We start from the raw sequence: 19,719 nt of genomic DNA on the forward strand, positions 1-19,719 counted from the left end.
TTCCCGAGGAGCGGCACATCCCCTTTGCTATGTACCGCGGACTTCTCTGTGACCTCGACGGCACCCTTACCGATTCCGAACCCCTGCACTGTGCCGCCTGGCTGGACCTGCTACGGGAAGAATACGGCTGCGACTACGACGCGCACTGGTTCGAACAGTGGATCGGCACCAGTGACCGGGTGGTTTCGGAGCACCTGGTCAGCGTACACGACTGGGATACCGAGGCCGAAACGCTGGTGAGCGACAAGCAGCGACGCTTTCACGACAACGTACGCCGGGAGGGAAAGACCTTTGACGGCGTCACGGAATGGCTGGGGAAGCTATCCGCCCGCTTCCCCCTCGCAATCGCGACCAATAGCGGACGGGCGGACGCCGATCTCATGATCGAGTCCACCCGGCTCGACCGGTTCACCGCGATCAGCGTGACGGCCTCCGACGTGGAAAACATGAAGCCGGAGCCCGACATCTACCTGCTCGCCGCGGAACGACTGGGCCTGTCCGCCAGCGACTGCATCGCGATCGAGGACAGTGGCCCCGGTGGTGTGGCGGCCAAAGCGGCCGGTTGCTACTTGATCGGACTGACGGACAAAGTCACCGAGGCGGATGAACTGGCCCCCTCCAATGCTGCCGCCCTCGAGCGCGCGTACGCCCTGTTGGCGGAAGGGGATAACTAGATCGTGTCCCCTTTACAATAACTTAACCTGATCCTAATAGGCAGGTAATGCGCCAGATCGACTTTTGCGGTAAGATTAGAACCCGCAACAACTCGACTTATATGCGCTCAAGTTTTACCCTTTTACTCTTTGCCCTCTGCACGGGGCACTGGCTGCAGGCCCAGGAGACCATCACGATCACCGACGCCGATCTGGTTGGCGAAACCACCTACGACTGGACCAGCGACAACGAATATGTGCTGGATGGCCTGGTGTTTCTCGAAGCCGGCGGCGTATTGAACATTGAAGCAGGAACCGTGATCCGGGGGGCAAACAGTGCCGACATCACCACCGGTGACCCGACCTCCGCCCTGATCATTGCGCGCGACGCGCAGATCTTTGCCCGCGGCACGGCCGATGCTCCCATTATCTTCACCGCCTTCGACGACGACGTCAACGACCCTGGCGACCTCACGACCGCCGACCGCGGCGACTGGGGCGGTCTTATTATCCTGGGTAACGCTACCATTGCCCGCCCAAACGGTGAAGATAACATCGAAGGAATCGAGAGCAGCGAAGCTCGTGCCACCTTCGGGGGCACCGACGACGAAGACAACAGCGGCGTCTTGAACTACGTCTCTATCCGCCACGGGGGTGCCCAGCTCAGCACCGACAACGAGATCAACGGCCTTACCCTCGGTGGGGTCGGGTCGGGTACCGAGATCGACTTTATTGAGGTTTTCGCCAACCTGGACGACGGTATCGAGTGGTTCGGTGGCACGGTAAACGTAAAGCACGCCAGCGTGTCCTTCTGCGGCGACGACAGCTACGACTACGACTACGGCTGGCGCGGCAACGGCCAGTTCTGGTTCTCCATTCAGGAGCCGGCCAACGGAACCGGCCGCGCGGGTGAGCACGATGGCGCCAGCCCCGACGAACAGGAACCCTTTAGCCAACCGACCATCTCGAACGCAACCTTTATCGGTGTCGGTTCCGACGCGACCCCCGCCGGCGGCGATGCCCTCCGTGGCAACCCGGCCGTGGCCGTTCTGTTCCGCGACAACGCCGCGGGTTACTACTGGAACTCGATCTTCACGGGCTTCAACGGCGCGGCCATCGCCCTTGAGAACCTCGCCGATTCCGACGTAGACTCCTACGCACGTTTTCAGGCGGGTGACCTGGACTTCCGCAACAACATCTTTGACGACTTCGGTGAGGGTAACACCGCCGCCGATCTTTTCCTGGCTTATAATGGTACCGAGCAGGTTGACGAAGCTGCCTCGGCCGCGATCGCCACGGCCCTGACTGAGAATAACGAGATCGGTACTCCGGGCCTCGCCGGTATCAGCCGTACGGCCGACGGCGGACTTGACCCCCGCATCAACGCCGGTGGGCTGGCCCTCGGCGGCGGCTCGGTGGAGACCCTCGAAGGCGACTTCTTCACCCTCGTTTCTTACCGCGGCGCCTTCGGCAATTCGGCCCTGTGGCTGAACGGCTGGACCGCGCTCTCGTCCGGTGGTTACCTCGGTGACCTCACGACTCCCATCGACAACAACGACTGCATTACCATTACCGACGCTGACCTCGCGCCCGGCGAAACATACACCTGGGGTGGTGGCGACTGCTACAACCTAGACGGCTTGGTATACCTGGAAGCCGATGCTACCCTCACGATCGAGGCGGGTACGGTGATCCGAGGCCTCAACGTTAACGATATCTCTACCGGAGACAACACCTCCGCCCTCATCGTGGCCCGCGACGCGCAGATCTTTGCCCGCGGTACGGCCGCTGCCCCCATCATCTTTACCGCCGCCGGAGACGACCTGTCCGATCCCAATGACCTTACCGTCAACGACCGCGGCGAGTGGGGCGGCGTCATCATCCTCGGTAACGCCACCATTGCCCGCCCGGGCGGCGAGGATAACATCGAGGGCATCGAGAGCAGCGAAACGCGCGCGACCTTCGGCGGCACCGACGACGAAGACGACAGTGGCGTTCTCAACTACGTTTCGATCCGCCACGCCGGTGCCCAGCTTAGCACGGACAACGAGATCAACGGCCTTACCCTTGGGGGTGTCGGATCGGGTACCGAGATCGACTACATCGAAGTCTTCGCCAACTTAGACGACGGTATCGAATGGTTCGGTGGTACGGTGCGCGTCGATCACGCCGCGGTATCCTTCTGCGGCGACGACGGCTACGACTACGACTACGGATGGCGCGGCGGCGGACAGTACTGGTTCTCCCTGCAGGCTCCCAACAGCTCCACCGGCCGGGCCGGTGAGCACGACGGCGCCAGCCCTGATGGGCAAACCCCCTTCAGCCAGCCCACCATTTACAACGCTACCTACATCGGTATCGGTGAGGACGCAACCGCTTCCGGTGGCGACGCCCTGCGCGGTAACCCCGCCGTGGCGATTCTCTTCCGCGACAACGCGGCCGGCTACTACTACAACTCCATCTTTACCGACTTTAACGGCGCGGCCGTAGCCGTTGAGGCGCTCCCCGACAACGAAGGAGACTCCTACGCCCGCCTGCAGGCCGGGGACCTCGCTTTCTACAATAACTATTTCTTCGGATTTGGTGAAGGCTCCGAGCCTACCGACATCTGGATCGCCTACGACGAGAGCGAGGTGAAACTGGAAGCCGAAACTGCTGTCGTAGCCGCCAACTTCGTCGCCAATGGGAACCTGATTGCCGACCCGCAACTGAATTCCATCACCGACCGCGACGAAGACGGTGCAGGTCTGGATCCCCGCGTGTACGCCTTCGGCGACGCGGCAACCGGCGCTCCCGCAGCCATCGACGGCTTCGAAACTACCGATTACTACGGTGCCTTTGCTCCCGGAGCTTACTCCGGCAACAGCATGGGCTGGTACGGTGGCTGGACGGCCCTGTCCGAGTACATGCTCATTGGTGACTTTACCAACGGTACCGGTCAGGTGGAGCGGAACGGCTTCCTCCTGGATGCCCCGGTCCCGAACCCGGCCTACCAGAATGCTACTGTCAGCTTCGAGCTGCCCACCGCCGCCCGGGTCAACCTCACCGTGCTCGACCTGATGGGCCGGCCGCTCACGCGGATCGCCCGCGACTACACCGCCGGCACCCAGATCCAGAACCTGGACGTCAGCCAGCTGCCCAACGGCACCTACCTCATTGTTTTGGATGCCGCCGGCAGCCGCCTGCTCCAGAAGATGGTGGTAGCCCACTAACGAACAGAATTATCGGGGGCGGGCCCCGCCCGCCCCCTCTTTTTATCTAGTGCACACAACCCCCTTACTTATGCTTAACCGCATGTTTTTCCTGGTTACCCTGTTGTTGGTAACCGCCACCGCGCTGGCACAAAAAGGCGCCATTTCCGGTACCGTGTACGACGAAGACGGCTTTCCCATGCTGGGAGCCAACGTCGTCCTGGAGGGTACCACCACCGGTGCCCAGACCGATTTCATCGAGGGTAAGTACCAGTTTCAGGTCGACCCCGGCACCTACAATATCGTTGCGACCTACGTCGGTTATGCGCCCCAAACTATTGAGGGCGTAACCGTGGCCGCCAATGAAACTACCATTCTCGATATCACCTTCGGTGAGGACGCCGGCGTAGAATTGGAGCTCGACGTAACTGTCACCGCTCAGGCGCTTGAGCGCGGGGAGGTCGCCGTGATGAAACTTCGGCAGAACAGCGACAAGGTACAGGACGTAATCTCCAGCCAGGAGATCCAGCGCCTCGGTGCCGGAACCGCTGCCGCTGCCCTAACCAAGGTCACCGGTACGACGGTGGTCGACGGCAAGTACGTCTACGTACGCGGCCTCGGCGACCGCTACTCGGCCACTACCCTTAACGGACTGCAGCTGCCCAGCATCGACCCCTACCGCAACTCGGCGCAACTGGACCTCATTCCTACTACTGTGCTGGACAATATCGTAGCCAGTAAAACCTTTACGCCCGATCTGCCCGGCGACTTCACCGGCGGCAGCGTAAACATCAAGATCAAGGCCCTGCCCGAGCGCTTCACGTGGGGTGTTTCAGTATCCGGCGCCTACAACAACCTGAGCAACTTTCGCGACGACTTTCTCACCTTCGACGGGGGGAACAAGATCGGATTGGGCTACAACGACGGTACGCTTGACCGTCCCGGTGTCCTCAATGATCCCCGGCTCAGCGAAATGAGCGTACTGACCAGTAACGCCGACCGCCGCGCCCGCCGCGACCCGCAACTGGCCCAGGCAGTTGAGGACGTAGCCAATGATTTTGGCAACGCCTTCAACATCGGCCGTAAACGTACCGGTCCCGACTACAGCATCAGCGCCAACATTGGCAACCAATTCAATGTAGGTACAATGCCCATTGGCTTCTTCGCCACGGCATCTTACAGCCGCGACTTCAGCCAGTACCAGGGCGGCATCAACGGCAACTACCTCAACCTCGGCGGCAGCACGGGTACGCTCCAGGAGATCTACGATCTGCGCGACAGCAAGAGCGTGGAGTCCGGCAAGCTCGGCGGCATGGTCGGTGTGACCCTGCGTCCCTCCCCGGCCAACAACATCAGCCTGTACACTATCTACAGCCACCAGGGCTTCCTGGAGGGGCGTATCCTGCAAGGTAGTAACCAGCAAAAGGGTACCCCCGGTACGGCCGATAATTTCTACCGCAGCCAAGCCTCTTCCTTCCTGGAGCGGGAGCTGATCGACTACGTGGTTCAGGGCGAGCACACCCTCACCGGTCTGGGTAACACCAAGATCGAATGGTCGGCCAACTACATCGACAGCAAACAGCTCGAGCCCGACCTGCGCTTCCTGGAGTATATCCAGGTAAACGGGAATTACATTAACGACCCCAGCCAATTTACCCGCCCGAGCCGCTACTTCCGTGACCTTAACGACGATAGCTACCAGGGCTCGCTCGACATTACCATTCCCGTCCTGCAGAATAAGAGTCGCGGTAACGCTATCAAGCTCGGCGGTAAGTACCTGGCTAAAACGCGTGACTTCAACGAGTCCATCTACGCCTACGACAACGACCAAGGCATGTCGCTGACCGACGCTAACGGCGACTTCGATACCTACTTCGGCCCCGGCAACCTCGGCGTACTCGAAGAGCAGGTGTCGGAGCGGAATACCATCGGTGTTTTCGTCTTTGACAACAGCAACCTAAAAAACAGCTATACGGGATCTTTTGACGTAGGTGCCGCCTACGCCATGATGACCTACGAGATCAGCCCCCGGCTCAAGGCCATCTTCGGCCTCCGCGCCGAGCAAACCACCGTGTTGGTGGAAAGCGACGTAGTCCCCAATGAGTACCGAAACGCCGCCGAAAACGGACGGGCGGTCGACCAGCGTCGTATTGACGACAATACCGCCGACATCGATACCCTGACGTTGATGCCCGCCCTCAACCTGGTCCTGAAGATCGGTGAAAACGCCAACCTGCGCAGCAGCTTCACCCAAACCACCGCTCGGCCCAACATGCGGGAGGTAGCGCCCTTCGGTGCCTTTGGCTTTCTGGGCGAACCGATCGTCTTCGGTAACCCCAACCTGCAACTGAGCAGCATCGACAACCACGACCTCCGCTTCGAAATCTTCCCCGAGGCCGGAGAGGTCCTCGCCCTCAGTGCGTTCTACAAGCGCTTCAGGAACCCGATCGTGACCACCTTCCGACAGGCCGGTGACCAGCAATTTACCTGGACCAACTCGGAGAGCGCCGACCTTTTTGGACTCGAAGTGGAGGCGCGTAAGTCCCTCGGATTCTTAAGCGAAAAGCTTCAGAACCTCAGTCTCAGCACCAACCTCGCCCTTATCCGCTCCAAACAGCGCATAGACGACGCCGAGGTTGCTCTGGGGCAAGCCGTAGATCCCGCGTTTAGCGCCGAGCGTCCGTTCAACGGCCAGTCGCCCTTCGTGGCCAACGCCAACCTGAGCTACGCTACGCCCGAGTCGGGCTGGGATATGATCATCGCTTACAACTACTTCGGCGACCGCCTGCAGAGCATTGGCGCCGTCGGTAGCCCCGACATCTTCGAGCGCGGCCGCGGCCAGCTCGACGCCAGTGTAAGCAAGAAGATCCAGAACTTCAAACTAAGCCTGCGGGCCCGCAACCTGCTGAACCCCGCCTTCGAGAGCTACTCGGAATTTGACGGGCAGACCTACATCTTCCAGAGCTACGAGCGCGGCCGGGAGATCAGCTTTGGCATCAGCTACGGCATCTGATCCGCTCCAAGACGCACTAGATTACAATTCTGTAGTCCCTTTCTGTGGCCCTCCGCGCACCGCGCGGAGGGCTTTTTTAGTGCACCCGCTCGGTCTTGGCCACGTAGTCGTGCAGGAACCGGTGCCGATCGCTGAAGAGCGCGAACAGGAGAAGCACGGGAGCCGTAAAGAGTGAAAAGGCCTTCAGGAAGGACCGAAGAAACCGCGTTTCCGTGGGCGGGGCCTCACCGGTAGCTTCCATGACGATGCGTGAGCGCCTCAGCTCGCGCAGTTCGGCGTGGTAGTCCACGATGTACCAGTAGGCGGTGCCGCCGATGAGGGTGGTGAGCGCCACGCTGCCGTGGCCGCCGAGGAGCATAGATAACCACTGGTCCGAATCGTACCCGAACGGGAACTCTCCCCGGAACAGGAAAAGCTGCAGCCCGATGACGGCTAGCATGACCAGGCAGTCCAGGAGATAAATTACGTAGCGACCGAATACATTCATGGTGGGGCAAATTTTGTATGTCTAAGATCGTCCCGCAGGCCCGCCAGGCCAAGTTTTCTCGACGGACGTAGGGCGGAGGTAGACGGAATTCGAACGCTGCGGGACACTTCTTTACGGAAATAACTAATTAATTGAAGGCTAATAGGTTGCGTCATTTTTAGGTGCGACAAATGCCGATACTGTCGCGGAACGCATCACGGTAATCCGTCCCTGGAATTCCGCCACCGAGCCGGGAACTTTGCGGGACCTATTCACTTAATCCCCTTACCGTGCAGCTCCCCGTCCGATCCCTATCCCTGGCGCTAACTTCCGCGAGCCCCCGCCGCGGTATTCCCCTAGTTTTAGCTTTCGTCCTGCTGGCCTTCCTGGCGGGCTACCTCCTTGGCTACCTGCCCGACCGCTAAGCGCTTCGGTCCGTCACCGCATCCGCGCATTGCCTTACCTTACCCGTATGGACCGCAGAACCTTCACTACCCGGCTGGCAGCCGGACTCGCTTTACCTTTCCCGCTGCACACCGCACCTGCGCGCCGCCGACCGGAAGCGCCCGCCCGTCTGCATCGGGGGGACACCGTGGGGCTGATCACCCCCGCCAGCTACATCGACGACTCGTCCCTGCAGCGGGCCGTCACCCAGTTGGAAGGGCTCGGACTGGTCGTCAAGCCAGGCCGTTACCTCCGGGCCGAGCGTGGCTTTCTGGCCGGCACCGACGAAGAGCGGCTGGGCGACCTGCACGCCATGTTCGGCGATCGGCAGGTGAACGCGGTATGGTGCGCCCGTGGCGGCTACGGCAGCGCCCGGCTGCTGCCCGCGCTCAACCTCGGCATCATCCGCCGCCACCCTAAAATTTTTATCGGGTACAGCGACATCACCGCGCTGCTCAACGTCATCACCCGCGACACTGGCCTGGAGACCTATCACGGACCGGTAGGGAGTTCCGAACTTACCGACTACACCGAACGCTACCTCCGTAACGCCCTGTTTGCCGGAGAAAGCTGGCAACCCATCGTACGCCCCGCCGACGCTCCGGAGGGTTACATCATCCACCCCGGCGAGGCCAGCGGCGCCCTGTGGGGCGGCAACCTGAGCCTGCTCGCCGCTATGGTGGGTACCGGCTACTCACCCCCGGTGGCGGGTAATTTGCTCTTCATCGAGGAAGTGGGGGAGAAGCCCTACCGGATCGACCGCATGCTCACCCAGCTCCGGCAGGCCTGGAAACTCGAAACGGCGGCGGGCATCGTGCTTGGCACTTTCGCCGACTGCGAGGCGGACGCAAACGACCGGTCGCTCACTCTCCGCGAAACCCTGACCGACCGACTGGGCGACCTGGGTATCCCCGTAGCCTACGGCATGCCCATTGGCCACATCAAAAATATGTGCACCCTGCCGGTGGGCGGGCGCATGCGTTTCTCCGCGATCGACTATACGCTGACCCCGGAAGGGTAGGGCGGCGGTGTGCGGGTGCGGTAGCTGCGGGCAGCCCTGTAGTCCATTTGGTATATTAGCGACAGGCTTATGCTAAGGCGACCACGGGTGGACGTATACCCGTGGTCGTGACGGGTTTGAGGTCTGGATTATGAGAACACTTACACTTTTGTTGCTGCTCGTGCTGGCGGGAGGCCGCCCCCTCCTGGCGACGGATACCCTGACCCAGCGGATAGAATACACCGGCGTCGACGCCGGAGAGGTGTACCTCGTCCTGAAACCCCTGTCGTACACGCTGGAGGAAGTAGCCGCAACCAATCCCGGGGCGAGAAACTACGAGGGACTGGTGCGCCAACTCATGCGGAGGGAGGACGATCACTACGTGAGCGACGTACGCCTGCCGGAAGGAGCCATGGTCTATTACTGCTTCTGGATCACCCGGAACCAGGCCGGCAGCTACCTGGACTACTGGGACGTAGCCACCGGAAGGACGATTACCGTAGCGGACCGCGGGACGATCAGCGTCGCGGGTACCCAAAGGATGGAATTGATCTTCGGGCAACTGGCCGGGTACGGCTGGGGGCTTCTTTTTCTGCTGTTGGCGGAAGCACTGTACCTACTGGCCTTCGCCACCAATCGCAGCTCCGCAGCTTTGCGCAGCCGGTCGTTTCGGCGGATCGTCGGCTTGGGGATCGGCGTTGCGCTGGTCCACGTGATCGTACGCTGGCCTATACTTAACCTTCCCCCGGAACACTGGCGCAGCGAGCCACTGATGACGCTGACGACCCTTCTGAGCAGTGCTGCTGAGGACCTGACGGTGATCGGCCTGGTCGTACTGCTGACGGCTGTACTTCTGGTGGTCCTTCCGCCGGGCCCAAAGCGCAGGGGCGCGGCAACGGTAGGTTACGTAGTGCTTCTGATGCTGACCCTGAGCGCGTTGATCAACGTACAGGTAGTCGACTTTACCGGGGCGCCGATCACGTACGAATTGCTGTATTACGCTGATTTTTTGCTCGCCAAGGACGCCAGACTGGCGGTCACGTCCAAGGTGGATCTCTTCGACCTGGCCAACGCCGCAGGCTTTCTGCTTGGCGCGGTAGTGCTGGGGCTTGCTCTTGAGCGGGCCGTAGGTGGCGCGTCCTTGCGTGGACCGGCTCTGCTGCTTCCTCTCCTGCTGACCGGACTGTTGGTGTCGGCCGCTGCGGCAACCACGGCCTCCCATCATTCGGTACGGCCAACCCGTCGTACCAATGCGGTATGGGCACTGCTGCGGTCCGCCGTCAATGCAGACCGAACCCTGGCCATGAGTCAGGTGGACCTCCCCGGTGGTGCGCCTCCTTTCCGGGAGGAATCGCTGCCGATCGCCCCTTCCGAACGCCAATACCGGCCGGACGATCGCGTCAGGAACGTGCTGTTTGTCGTGCTGGAATCGGCGGCGGGAACGTATTTTGAACAGTTCCCCGGGGCGTCGGGTCCCGGTGGACCCCTGAAAAAGTACGAGGAGCAGAGCCTGGTTTTCGACAATTTCTACGCCCACATACCTTCCAGCAACGTAGCGATGGTTTCCCTGCTTTCGGGCGTGCATCCTCTCCTCTCCTTCGGCAGCGTGACGCGTGAACGGACGAGCATGGACTTTCCGTCGTTGCCGTCCGTCCTGGAAAAGCAGGGGTACCGGACCTCATTTTTTACGTCTGGCGACATCAACTGGCAACGGAGCCTGGAGTACATCCGGTACCGGGGGTTCGATACGGTCGAGCACTTTGCCGACCTGCCCTGCGGTATCCAGTACAGTCTGGACCTGGCCACCTACGAGGAGGGTAATGGCGTGGACGATGACTGTCTGGGACAACGCTTCCTGGACTGGCTGGACGAAGACCGGAAGTCGCCCTTCTTCTCTACACTCTGGACAATTCAGGGTCACTATCCCTATTATTTCACCGGGGAGGAGCACCCCTACGGGGAAGAGGATTTGTACTTCAACCGCTACCTGAACGCAGTACGCCACGGCACGGAAATGGTCGACCGGATGATCCAGGGCCTGCGCGAACGCGGCCTGGACAGCAGCACCCTGGTCGTGGTGACCGGTGACCACGGCGAGGCATTCGGACAGCACGGTCACAACGGGCACGCCAATACCCTCTACGAGGAAAGCGTCCGCGTTCCCATGTACCTGATCAACCCCCTCCTCTTCAGTGGCGAGCGAAGTTCAGCGCTGGGGGGCAACAAGGACGTGGCCCCGACGATTCTTTCGCTTCTCGGGCAGCCGGTCCCTCACGCCTGGCAGGGGCACAACCTTTTGCACGAGCGGTCGCAGGAGGCTTTCTATTTCTCTCCTTATACCCAGGTCTACTTCGGTTACCGGCGCGAGGATAAGAAGTACCTCTTCAACGAAACGGCGGGTACGGTAGAGGTTTACGATCTACAGAATGACCCCGCGGAAAAACATGATCTTTCGGCTATCGTTTCCTCCGCCGCCATCGACTCCGCCCGGTTGCGGGTCGCGGCCTGGGTGCAGGAGCAGGAAGCATTTTACAACGCGATAAAATAACTCAATTGAGCAAGGTAGCCTGGCGTTACACGTTTTTAGGACTGGCCGTGACGGGTATTCTGATCTACCTCGCCGCACCCTACCTGGGCTGGGGGCTGGGGGCCTTTCTCGGCGGGCCGAGCGAGCTCACGACCGCCCCCGAAAACCGGGTCGTCGGAGCCGTCGACTGGACGGACTCCCTGACCCGTATGGACGCGCCCGCCCTTGCCCAGTTTACCCTGCAACTGAATTACCGTTCCGAATTGGACACCGACTCCGATGACTGGCAACAACTGCGGCAGGCCCCCCGGCGCATGATCACCGTGCAGACGTGGAGCGGGGGCGGCCGTACCTACGACAACAATCCGCTGCGCGACGTGATCGAGGGGCGCTACGATGCGTTGCTCCGACAATTTCTGGCCAAACTCCCGGACGCGGGTGCGGGTACGTTTCTACGCCTGAACCCCGAAATGGAAGTCCCGGTGGACCAGTACCCCTGGCAACTGTATCCCAGTATCTATATCGGTTCGTATCGTCACTTTGCGGACCTCTGCCGCGAACTCGCGCCCCGGGCCCGACTGGTATGGGGGCCGGCGGGCTACCCGGGTGCCCTCGAGTACTATCCCGGCGACGACGTGGTTGACGCGGCAACCGTCACCTACGCTTACGCCGGGGAGCATCGCCTGGACGATTACCCGACCGACTACACCGCCGACTATGAAGTGTACCGGCGCCTGCACCGGCTGCGCTTCCTGCGCGTACCCGTGTACGTGCTGGGAGCTACGGACGCGGCGGAGCAGCCCGACATGGAGTCGGTAACGGACTTGCTGCGCGCTGGTGGCCCGGAGCTGTACGGACGGGCTCCGACCCTCACGGAAGTTACGGAAACCATTGCGGGATTCCCGGTTGTACCGACCGTCTTCGGGCTTCACGATCCCAACCAGCGCCTGTTGGACGATCCTAACGTCGGGGTGGAGCACATTTTTTTAGATCTGGACCAACTGGAGAATGGGGAGTTCGAGACGCAGTTCCGCGGCATCATGGAGCGGGGGCACGCGGCGATCGTCACCTTCGAGCCCTACCGGCCCCCCGTGGACAGCACCGACCGCGAGTTGCTCGGCGCGATCGGCGCGGGGGAACTGGACGCGGTATTGCTGCAGTTGTATCGCATACTGGGGGAAGCCGATCACCCGGTATACCTGCGCTATGCCCACGAGATGGAGATCCCGATCTACCGGTACCCCTGGCAGAGCCAGGATCCGCAAGTCTACATCCGGTCGTTCCGCCACGTTATGCTCCACGATAGCCTGCCAAAGGGCGTGCAGCGGATCTGGGGACCGGCCGGCGACCGCGGATCGCTGGAATGGTACCCGGGCGACGATGCGGTAGACCTCATCAGCATCGCCATATACGGACTGCCAGACAAGAACATCACCGATCCCGAGCAGCAGGAGCAGTTCGCTACCATTTTCCAGCGCAAGGTGTACCGGATGCGCTTCGTAGGCAAACCAATATTCATTACCGAATTTGGGGTAAAGGGGCCGGAAGCCTACCAGACCGACTGGATGCTCGGCGCGGCGGAAACGCTGCAGGACGATCCGCGGATAGTAGGGATCAACTACTTCAATATGTCGGATCTGCCGCAGGCGTGGGGAGAGATCAAGCCGCCCGACTGGAGTATTTCACGCGCTACGCTCGACACCTTCGTCCGCGCACTCCAGTGATTGACCGAGGGCAGGTCCGTGGGAATACACTTCTCATCCGGCAGAAATTTCAACAATTTCGTAGTTTTGCTTCGCTGATGGAATTTCTTCCCGCAGCCCTAATCCGACCATGTATGAACAAAACCATTACCCTTTACCTGCTAGCCGGCCTCGTGGCGCTGGGCCTGTTACCGGGGTCTCTTGCAGCCCAGGAAGCAATGGATACCATCCAGATCGACTTCGGTGAGCCCGCCACCACCGGCCTCTGGAACTCGTTGACAGACACCCAGGAGGGAGCCATCAACTCCCTGATCAACAAACGCGAGGTGATGTCCAACTACCGCATCGAAGTGACGGACCCCTTCGGTGGCCGGAACGGCAACGGGACCACGGAGGCCTCGGCCAGTATAGACCTGCCGGCCAGTGCCAGCGGCGATAGCTTTTTTGGCAGCCAGACCACCTTCAACCAACGCCGGGAACCCACCGGCGCGGTCACCATCAGCAATCTGGACCCCGAACTGGACTACACCTTCACGATCTTCGCTTCGCGCATGATCGAGCCGCAGGACAACCGGCAGACCGTCTACACCGCTACGGGAGCCACGGAAGAAACCACCGACCTCGACGTGGCGAACAACGTCAGCCAGACGGCCACCGTCACCCTGCGGCCCGCGACCGACGGCACCATCGTGCTCTCCGCCACGACCGGCCCCAATAACACGACCCCACAGGGCTTCTACTACCTCGGCGCGGTGATCATTTCGTACCCGCTGGTAGAAACCCCCCCGCCCCCGATCGTCGTCGATGACCCCAGCTGCACCATCGTGGTCCTGGGCTCCTCGACCGCTGAGGGTGTCGGCCCCACCAACCGCGACAGTGCCTGGGTCAACCGCTACGCGGCATCCCTGGCCTCGGACACCAGCATTCGCATCGTCAACCTCGCCCTGGGTGGGTACACGACCTACGAAATCCTGCCCGACGGAGCTTCCCGCCCCAGTGATGTCAACATTGAGGTCGACGAGAATCGCAACATCACGGAAGCACTATCCTACGATCCGATTGCGATCATCGTCAACATGCCGTCCAACGACGCCGCCAAGAACATTTCCGTCGCGGAGCAGCTAGCCAATTACCGGACCATTGCCGATAGCGCAGCCGCCTACGGGGTGCCCATCTACATCGCCACCACCCAACCCCGTAACTTCAGCGACGCAACTAAAATACCTATCCAGATCGAGGTACGCGACAGCATCCTGAAGATCTACGGCGACCGCGCGATTGACTTTTGGACGGGCATCGCCGCCGAGAATGGCTTCATCAGGGAAGAGCTAGGCAGCGGTGACGGTACCCACCTCAACGCCGCTGGCCACCGTATCCTGTTCGAGCGGGTCGCGGCCCTGCAGATCGATACCCTCTGCGGCAGCGACACCAGCTCCACGGCCGTACGCCTGCCCATCACCGAACTGACCGGGGTGTCCGTATACCCCAACCCCAGCGCGAACGGACTGCTCTACGTGGAGCTGGCCCCCGAACTGAGCGGCGACGTGCTGCTGCGTGTCACCGACCTTATGGGCCGTGAGCGCCTGCGCCGGGAGTACAACCTGGACGGAGCTTCCCACCGCCTGGAGATTTTCACCAACACCCTCGTCCGGGGTGGCGGAGCGGAATACCTCCTCTGTACCGTGATGGTACGGCAGGGCGACGAGTGGCGTCGTAAGACCATTCCGGTCCTGGTTCGCTAATCCGGTAATACACCTCATTGAAACGTCCCCGAATGTCACTATTCGGGGACGTTTTGTTTTACGCCACCTGACGGCCATCCGACCGAAATTTTCGGTCGTCTACCGATTTTGTACCTGGTCCGGAGGTGGGTAATCGTACCTTCGACCGGTGAATTTTTCCGAGCAAACGCTGGACTTGGTCATTATTGGGCAGTCCATTCTTAGCAGCCAGGGGAACCCGGCCGCCCAACTGTACCGTGGACTGATCAATGAGTTGTCCCACTACGGTCATCGCACTACCTACCTTGAGCCGTCCGGTACCGCCCCGACCTCCGGTCCCCGCGATATGCTGCGATCTCCCTACTGCGAAGTGTGGCCCTACGAAAACGTCGATACCCTCCTGCGGGAGTACACACCGACCATCGCTTCGGCCGACCTGGTCATGCTGGGTTCGGGAGTGCCGGAAACCGACCGCATCGCCCAGTGGATCGGCAAGGAGGCGCGCGGCATCAAGCTATACTACGATACCGACCTCACGACCACCCTCCGGCACCTGGATGCCGATGACGACTGCTGCGATACCCTCTCCACCGCCTCGGTAGGCGTATTCAATCTGTACCTGTCGACCACCGGAGGCCCCGCCCTCGCTCGGCTATGTGAACACTATGGCGTACGCTGCGCCCGCGCCCTCTACGAAAGTATCGATGCCTTTTCCTTTTACCGGATGGACATCGAAAAGACGTACGATCTGGGCTTCATCGGGACCCACAAGCCGGAACGCCAGCCGCTACTCGATGAGCTGCTCATTGGGCCGGCCCGCGTGACCCCCAACCGCCGTTTCGTACTGGCCGGCGACGCTTACCCCGAGCCGCGGGAGTGGCCCGATAACCTGATCTACCTGGACCACCTCCCCGAAACCAATCGGGTGGATTTCTACAACCGGCAGTCCTGTACCCTTATCCTCTCCCACAGCCTGCGCCGCATGCACGGATTTACCCCGTCCCGGCAACTCCTCGCCGCGGCGGCCTGCGGGGTACCCATCCTGACCGAGGACTGGGCGGGGCTGGAAGAATTCTTCGAAGACAAGACCGAAGTGTTCTGCGTCACCGAAGGAAACGACGTGCTGGACATTCTCTACGGAACCGAGGAGAGCCTCCGGCGGCGGGTCGGTACCAAGGCACGCGAGCGCGTACTGGCGGAGCACACTACGGCCCGGCGTGCCCAGCAACTGCTGGGCTTCCTGAACGAGATAGCTGACTAATCCTTCACGAACGTCCAGTTATCGCCGGCACTCTGCTCGTCCGAGTATACGTAGTCGTTGACTACCAGTTCTTTGAGTGGCTCGGCGGTACGGATACCTTCGAGCGTGATCAGCCGGGCCATGCGGCCCCGGGCCCGTTTGGCATTGAAGGTGATGAAGCGGTACTTGCCCTTCCGCTTTTCGCGGAAATCTATATTGAGAATGCGCCCGTTGATGCCCGCGGGGTCGAGGCTGCGAAAGTATTCTTTGCTGGCCAGGTTGAGCATGAGTCCCGAACCCTCTTCCTGCAGGTCCCGGTCCAGCAATTGCGTAAGGCGGTCGCCCCAGAATTCGTAGAGGTTGGCGCCGCGAACGGTAGTCAGGCGGGTGCCCATCTCCAGGCGGTAGGCCTGCATCAGGTCGGCGGGGCGCAGGATGCCGTAGAATCCCGAAAGGATGCGTAGCTGCTGGTTCGCGAACGTAAACTCCTGCGGGCTGAAGTCGGCCGCCTCGAGGTCCTGATAGACATCGCCCTTGAAGGCCAGCAGCGCGGGCTTGCCCACGGGGGCGGGCTGGAACGCCTGAAACCGCTCGAAATTCAGGTCCGCCAGCTTGTCGCTTATGGACATCAGCTCCGAGAGGTCGGCCGGGGATTTTTTCTTGAGAACCCCGGCAAGCTGACGGGTATGGTCGAGCAGACGAGGATCAGTAGCCGGCCGGTCAACGGGCGACATGTCCAGCGTTTTAGCCGGAGACAACAGAACAAGCATGGTTAAATTTTTTCGCGGAGGCGCAGCAAATATCGGCGCTTCAGGTAGTAATCCTTGAGCACGCCCAGCTCGGCTTCGCCAGCGGTAGCGTCGTCGTAAGTAGCCAGGGTATCCTCTACTTCCCGGTCCAGGTCGCCTTCCAACTGGTCGATCAACCCGGTCACCTTCTGGCGAACGCTGGGGTCGTCCTCGAATTCGAGTTCCATCAGGGCCTCGTTGACCTCCATGATCTCGAGCAGGAAATCCTGGGGTACCTGGTTGGTGCCCTCTTCGCCGAGGGCGCCCTTCAGTTCCAGCAGGTGGTGCAGCCGCAGGTCGTCGTCGGCCAGCACCTTGTAGCCCTGGTTATTGAGGGTGCTCTTTTCCAGGACGTCCTGCTGGGTAACGTCGTCCTGTAGCGTATGAAAGTCGGGATGGTACCGCTTGCTGTTGGCGTAAAAGGTTTTCTTCAGAGCAGCCCGGTCCACGGTAGGGGAGGGGGTGAGCCCGAAGAAGGAGAAATAGTCAGTCATTAGTTGTTAATCCAGCGCCAGATGTCGAGTCCGTTCGCCAGGACCACCAGGCCCAGGACGATAACGAAGCCTACCATAGTAGCGCGTTCCATAAACTTGTCGCTGGGCTTACGGCCCGTGACGACCTCGTAGAGAAGAAACATTACGTGTCCCCCGTCGAGGGCGGGGATCGGCAACAGGTTCATGAACGCGAGAATAAGGGAGAGCGAGGCGGTCATGTACCAGAAGCGCTCCCAGTTCCAGGTACTTCCGAACATGGAGCCGATGCTGGCGAATCCACCGAGGCTTTCGGTGACCTTTATGTTGCCGGCAAACATTTGCCCGAAGGCCTTGAACTGGTCACCCAGGAAACTTACTCCCTGGTCGACCCCGGCTGGCAGAGCCTCCCCGAGGGTGTATTCCTGCCGCTCGGTATCGTAGAAGTACTCCGGTGGGGCCACGGCCACGCCGATGCGACCGTCGTCGGTCAGGGTAAGGGGCACCTGGCGTACGTCGCTACTGCCCTTGGACTGAATGCCGAGGGTGACCCGTTCTCCCTTGTGCTCCTGAATGATCTCGGTAAACTGGTCGAAATAGGGGGTGGGCGTAGCGTCGACGCTGACGACCCGGTCTTCCTTCTGCAGGCCGGCCTCGTCGGCGGGACTGTCGGGAGCGACCTCGCCGATCACGAGCGGCATCCGGTAGGTGAACAGTCGGGCGTTCTTGTTTTCGTAGCGAGTGAGGAGATCGGTCCACTTCGGGTCGACGGGAACGGTTACCTCCCTTCCCTGCCGTTCGACCTCGATGCTACGGGCGTTGTTGATGGCGATTTCGCGCAGCACGATCCGGTCGTTGAAGCGCTCGAAGGGTACGTTGCCCACGCTGAGGATCCGGTCGCCGCTTTCCAGGCCGATTTCCTGACCCAGGCTATCGACGGCGATACCCGCGGTAACGTTCTCGGCCGGGAAGTACTCCTCGCCGTAGGCGAACAGGACCATCGCGTAGATGAAAAATCCGAGGATGAAGTTGACGGTGACCCCGCCCAGCATGATGATGAGGCGTTGCCAGGCCGGTTTGGACCGAAATTCCCAGGGCTGAGGCTCCTGCTCCATCTGGTCGGTGTCGAAGCTTTCGTCGATCATGCCGCTGATCTTGACGTAGCCTCCGAGGGGAAGCCAGCCGATGCCGTACTCGGTTTCTCCGATCTGTTTTTTGAACAGGCTGAAGCCGGGGTCGAAGAATAGGTAGAATTTCTCCACCCGCGTACCGAAGAGCCGGGCCGGCAAAAAGTGGCCAAACTCGTGTAGCACGATGAGGATGGACAGGCTAAGGACCAATTGCCCAACGGTAATCAAAGTATCCATGCGGTAAAATTAGGGCACCGGAAGTTGAAACTAAGCCGGGTAGGATACTAACGAGTGGTACGCCCTATGGTTGAGCGGCCAGTAAGTTGCGGCCGTTGCCATAACAACATTTTGTGTTTCAGAAACAAGGCCGTAGGTTTGTGGCACGATGATGCGATCCACCTTCTATTTCTGGTTTAGCTTTTATGGCCTACGCGAGTAGGGGGACGCTGAACACACTAATAGAAAGTAACAGCAATAGCGGTCCCCACATTCGGGAGCCGCTTTTTTTATTTCCCAATTTATGACCTCAACCACCGCCACCCGTCAACTTCGCGTAAGCATTCAGGGCTACGCCGGCGCCTTCCACGAGGCCGCCGCGCGGATGCACTTCAGCGAGCGGGAGGTAGTCACCGTACCCGGCCACACGTTCGCGGAGGTCGTCGACCAGGTCGAGCGCGGCGAGAGCGAAGTAGCCCTAATGGCCATCGAGAACACGCTGGCCGGCAGCCTGATGGAAAATTACGACCTGCTGCAGCGGTCGCAACTGCGCATTACCGGCGAGGTATACCTCCGTATCCGCCAAAACCTGATGGCCCTGCCCGGCGTGGCCATTGAAGAGTTGCGCGAGGTGTATTCCCATCCCATCGCCCTCATGCAGGTGCGGGAGTTCTTCAAGGCCTGGCCGCGGATCAAGCTGGTCGAGTCGGCCGATACCGCGCTCAGTGCCCGCCACGTGATGGAGTGCAACGACCGTACGCGCGGGGCCGTCGCTCACACCCTGGCCGCCGAGCTCTACGGACTGGACATCCTCGCCCAGGGCATCGAAACCAACAAGCTCAATCATACTCGCTTTCTCGTGCTGGAGCGCGGCCGCGAGGTCGAATACGAGGCCGGCGACAAGGTCAGCATGAGTTTCTCCGTCAGCCACGAAGCCGGCAGCCTTTCCCGCGTGCTCATGGTGCTCGACGCCTACAAGATCAACCTGACCAAGATCCAGAGTACTCCCATCGTGGGGCGGCCGTGGCAGTATCGCTTCTACGTGGATTTCCTGCTCAACGGCCACATTACCGTAGCCGAAGCCCTGGCCGGTATCCAGCCCATCACCCAGGAACTGCGCATTCTCGGCGTGTACCCCGCCGGCGAAAAACCCTAAG

The 19,719-nt window shown here is 60.9% G+C and carries 14 protein-coding genes; 10 read left to right on the forward strand and 4 right to left on the reverse strand.

Going from position 1 to position 19,719, the window contains the following annotated elements:
• The first annotated feature begins 29 nt into the window (after positions 1-29).
• From DQG19_RS17020 to DQG19_RS17030, 3 genes are all read left to right on the forward strand, one after another.
• Positions 30-674 (forward strand): HAD family hydrolase, encoded by a 645-nt coding sequence (locus tag DQG19_RS17020; RefSeq protein WP_116127495.1) that lies wholly within the window; start codon positions 30-32, stop codon positions 672-674.
• 101 nt (positions 675-775) lie between these two features.
• Entirely contained in the window at positions 776-3,865 is a 3,090-nt protein-coding gene (locus tag DQG19_RS17025) for a T9SS type A sorting domain-containing protein (RefSeq protein WP_116127543.1), read from the forward strand.
• Positions 3,866-3,935: 70 nt separating this feature from the next.
• On the forward strand, positions 3,936-6,857 hold the full coding sequence (locus DQG19_RS17030; protein ID WP_116127496.1) for a TonB-dependent receptor: 2,922 nt from the start codon (positions 3,936-3,938) through the stop codon (positions 6,855-6,857).
• 76 nt (positions 6,858-6,933) lie between these two features.
• Here the strand turns inward: DQG19_RS17030 and DQG19_RS17035 are convergent, their stop codons facing one another.
• A complete protein-coding gene (locus DQG19_RS17035) occupies positions 6,934-7,344 on the reverse strand; it encodes a hypothetical protein (RefSeq protein WP_116127497.1) in 411 nt (136 codons plus the stop codon).
• Positions 7,345-7,613: 269 nt separating this feature from the next.
• On the opposite strand from DQG19_RS17035, the gene DQG19_RS21505 reads away from it, so the two are divergent.
• From DQG19_RS21505 to DQG19_RS17070, 6 genes are all read left to right on the forward strand, one after another.
• Complete coding sequence (locus DQG19_RS21505) at positions 7,614-7,748, forward strand: hypothetical protein (protein ID WP_255418774.1); 135 nt, start codon at positions 7,614-7,616, stop codon at positions 7,746-7,748.
• A 47-nt stretch (positions 7,749-7,795) separates the two neighbouring features.
• A complete protein-coding gene (locus DQG19_RS17040; RefSeq protein WP_116127498.1) occupies positions 7,796-8,788 on the forward strand; it encodes an LD-carboxypeptidase in 993 nt (330 codons plus the stop codon).
• A gap of 130 nt (positions 8,789-8,918) precedes the next feature.
• Positions 8,919-11,315 (forward strand): LTA synthase family protein, encoded by a 2,397-nt coding sequence (locus tag DQG19_RS17045; protein ID WP_116127499.1) that lies wholly within the window; start codon positions 8,919-8,921, stop codon positions 11,313-11,315.
• Between the two features lie 5 nt (positions 11,316-11,320).
• Positions 11,321-13,018, forward strand: coding sequence for a hypothetical protein (locus DQG19_RS20980; protein ID WP_157974569.1), 1,698 nt, complete (start codon positions 11,321-11,323; stop codon positions 13,016-13,018).
• Positions 13,019-13,131: 113 nt separating this feature from the next.
• The gene (locus DQG19_RS17065; RefSeq protein ID WP_157974570.1) at positions 13,132-14,739 is read left to right on the forward strand and encodes an SGNH/GDSL hydrolase family protein; all 1,608 of its coding nucleotides are present in this window, start codon (positions 13,132-13,134) and stop codon (positions 14,737-14,739) included.
• Positions 14,740-14,887: 148 nt separating this feature from the next.
• The gene (locus DQG19_RS17070) at positions 14,888-15,979 is read left to right on the forward strand and encodes a glycosyltransferase (RefSeq protein ID WP_116127504.1); all 1,092 of its coding nucleotides are present in this window, start codon (positions 14,888-14,890) and stop codon (positions 15,977-15,979) included.
• On the opposite strand, the gene yaaA is transcribed toward DQG19_RS17070, so the two are convergent.
• Genes yaaA through rseP form a run of 3 tightly spaced genes read right to left on the reverse strand, consistent with a single transcriptional unit; the run spans position 15,976 to position 18,583 of the window.
• The gene (yaaA, locus tag DQG19_RS17075) at positions 15,976-16,728 is read right to left on the reverse strand and encodes a peroxide stress protein YaaA (RefSeq protein WP_116127505.1); all 753 of its coding nucleotides are present in this window, start codon (positions 16,726-16,728) and stop codon (positions 15,976-15,978) included. The genes DQG19_RS17070 and yaaA overlap by 4 nt on opposite strands.
• A 2-nt stretch (positions 16,729-16,730) precedes the next feature.
• Complete coding sequence (locus DQG19_RS17080; RefSeq protein ID WP_116127506.1) at positions 16,731-17,240, reverse strand: iron-sulfur cluster co-chaperone HscB C-terminal domain-containing protein; 510 nt, start codon at positions 17,238-17,240, stop codon at positions 16,731-16,733.
• Entirely contained in the window at positions 17,240-18,583 is a 1,344-nt protein-coding gene (rseP, locus tag DQG19_RS17085) for an RIP metalloprotease RseP (protein WP_116127507.1), read from the reverse strand. The genes DQG19_RS17080 and rseP overlap by 1 nt, the downstream gene beginning before the upstream one ends.
• A gap of 283 nt (positions 18,584-18,866) precedes the next feature.
• On the opposite strand from rseP, the gene DQG19_RS17090 reads away from it, so the two are divergent.
• The gene (locus DQG19_RS17090; protein ID WP_116127508.1) at positions 18,867-19,718 is read left to right on the forward strand and encodes a prephenate dehydratase; all 852 of its coding nucleotides are present in this window, start codon (positions 18,867-18,869) and stop codon (positions 19,716-19,718) included.
• Position 19,719 lies beyond the last annotated feature (1 nt).

It is taken from the genome of Lewinella sp. IMCC34183 (assembly GCF_003390915.1).
Classification (GTDB): Bacteria; Bacteroidota; Bacteroidia; order Chitinophagales; family Saprospiraceae; genus Neolewinella.

Bases quoted from the DNA above. Each gene is read 5' to 3' on its own strand.
- DQG19_RS17020 (WP_116127495.1), top strand. From the start codon at position 30: ATGTACCGCGGACTTCTCTGTGACCTCGACGGCACCCTTACCGATTCC.
- DQG19_RS17025 (WP_116127543.1), top strand. From the start codon at position 776: ATGCGCTCAAGTTTTACCCTTTTACTCTTTGCCCTCTGCACGGGGCAC.
- DQG19_RS17030 (WP_116127496.1), top strand. From the start codon at position 3,936: ATGCTTAACCGCATGTTTTTCCTGGTTACCCTGTTGTTGGTAACCGCC.
- DQG19_RS17035 (WP_116127497.1), bottom strand. From the start codon at position 7,344: ATGAATGTATTCGGTCGCTACGTAATTTATCTCCTGGACTGCCTGGTC.
- DQG19_RS17040 (WP_116127498.1), top strand. From the start codon at position 7,796: ATGGACCGCAGAACCTTCACTACCCGGCTGGCAGCCGGACTCGCTTTA.
- DQG19_RS17045 (WP_116127499.1), top strand. From the start codon at position 8,919: ATGAGAACACTTACACTTTTGTTGCTGCTCGTGCTGGCGGGAGGCCGC.
- DQG19_RS17065 (WP_157974570.1), top strand. From the start codon at position 13,132: ATGAACAAAACCATTACCCTTTACCTGCTAGCCGGCCTCGTGGCGCTG.
- yaaA (WP_116127505.1), bottom strand. From the start codon at position 16,728: ATGCTTGTTCTGTTGTCTCCGGCTAAAACGCTGGACATGTCGCCCGTT.
- DQG19_RS17080 (WP_116127506.1), bottom strand. From the start codon at position 17,240: ATGACTGACTATTTCTCCTTCTTCGGGCTCACCCCCTCCCCTACCGTG.
- rseP (WP_116127507.1), bottom strand. From the start codon at position 18,583: ATGGATACTTTGATTACCGTTGGGCAATTGGTCCTTAGCCTGTCCATC.
- DQG19_RS17090 (WP_116127508.1), top strand. From the start codon at position 18,867: ATGACCTCAACCACCGCCACCCGTCAACTTCGCGTAAGCATTCAGGGC.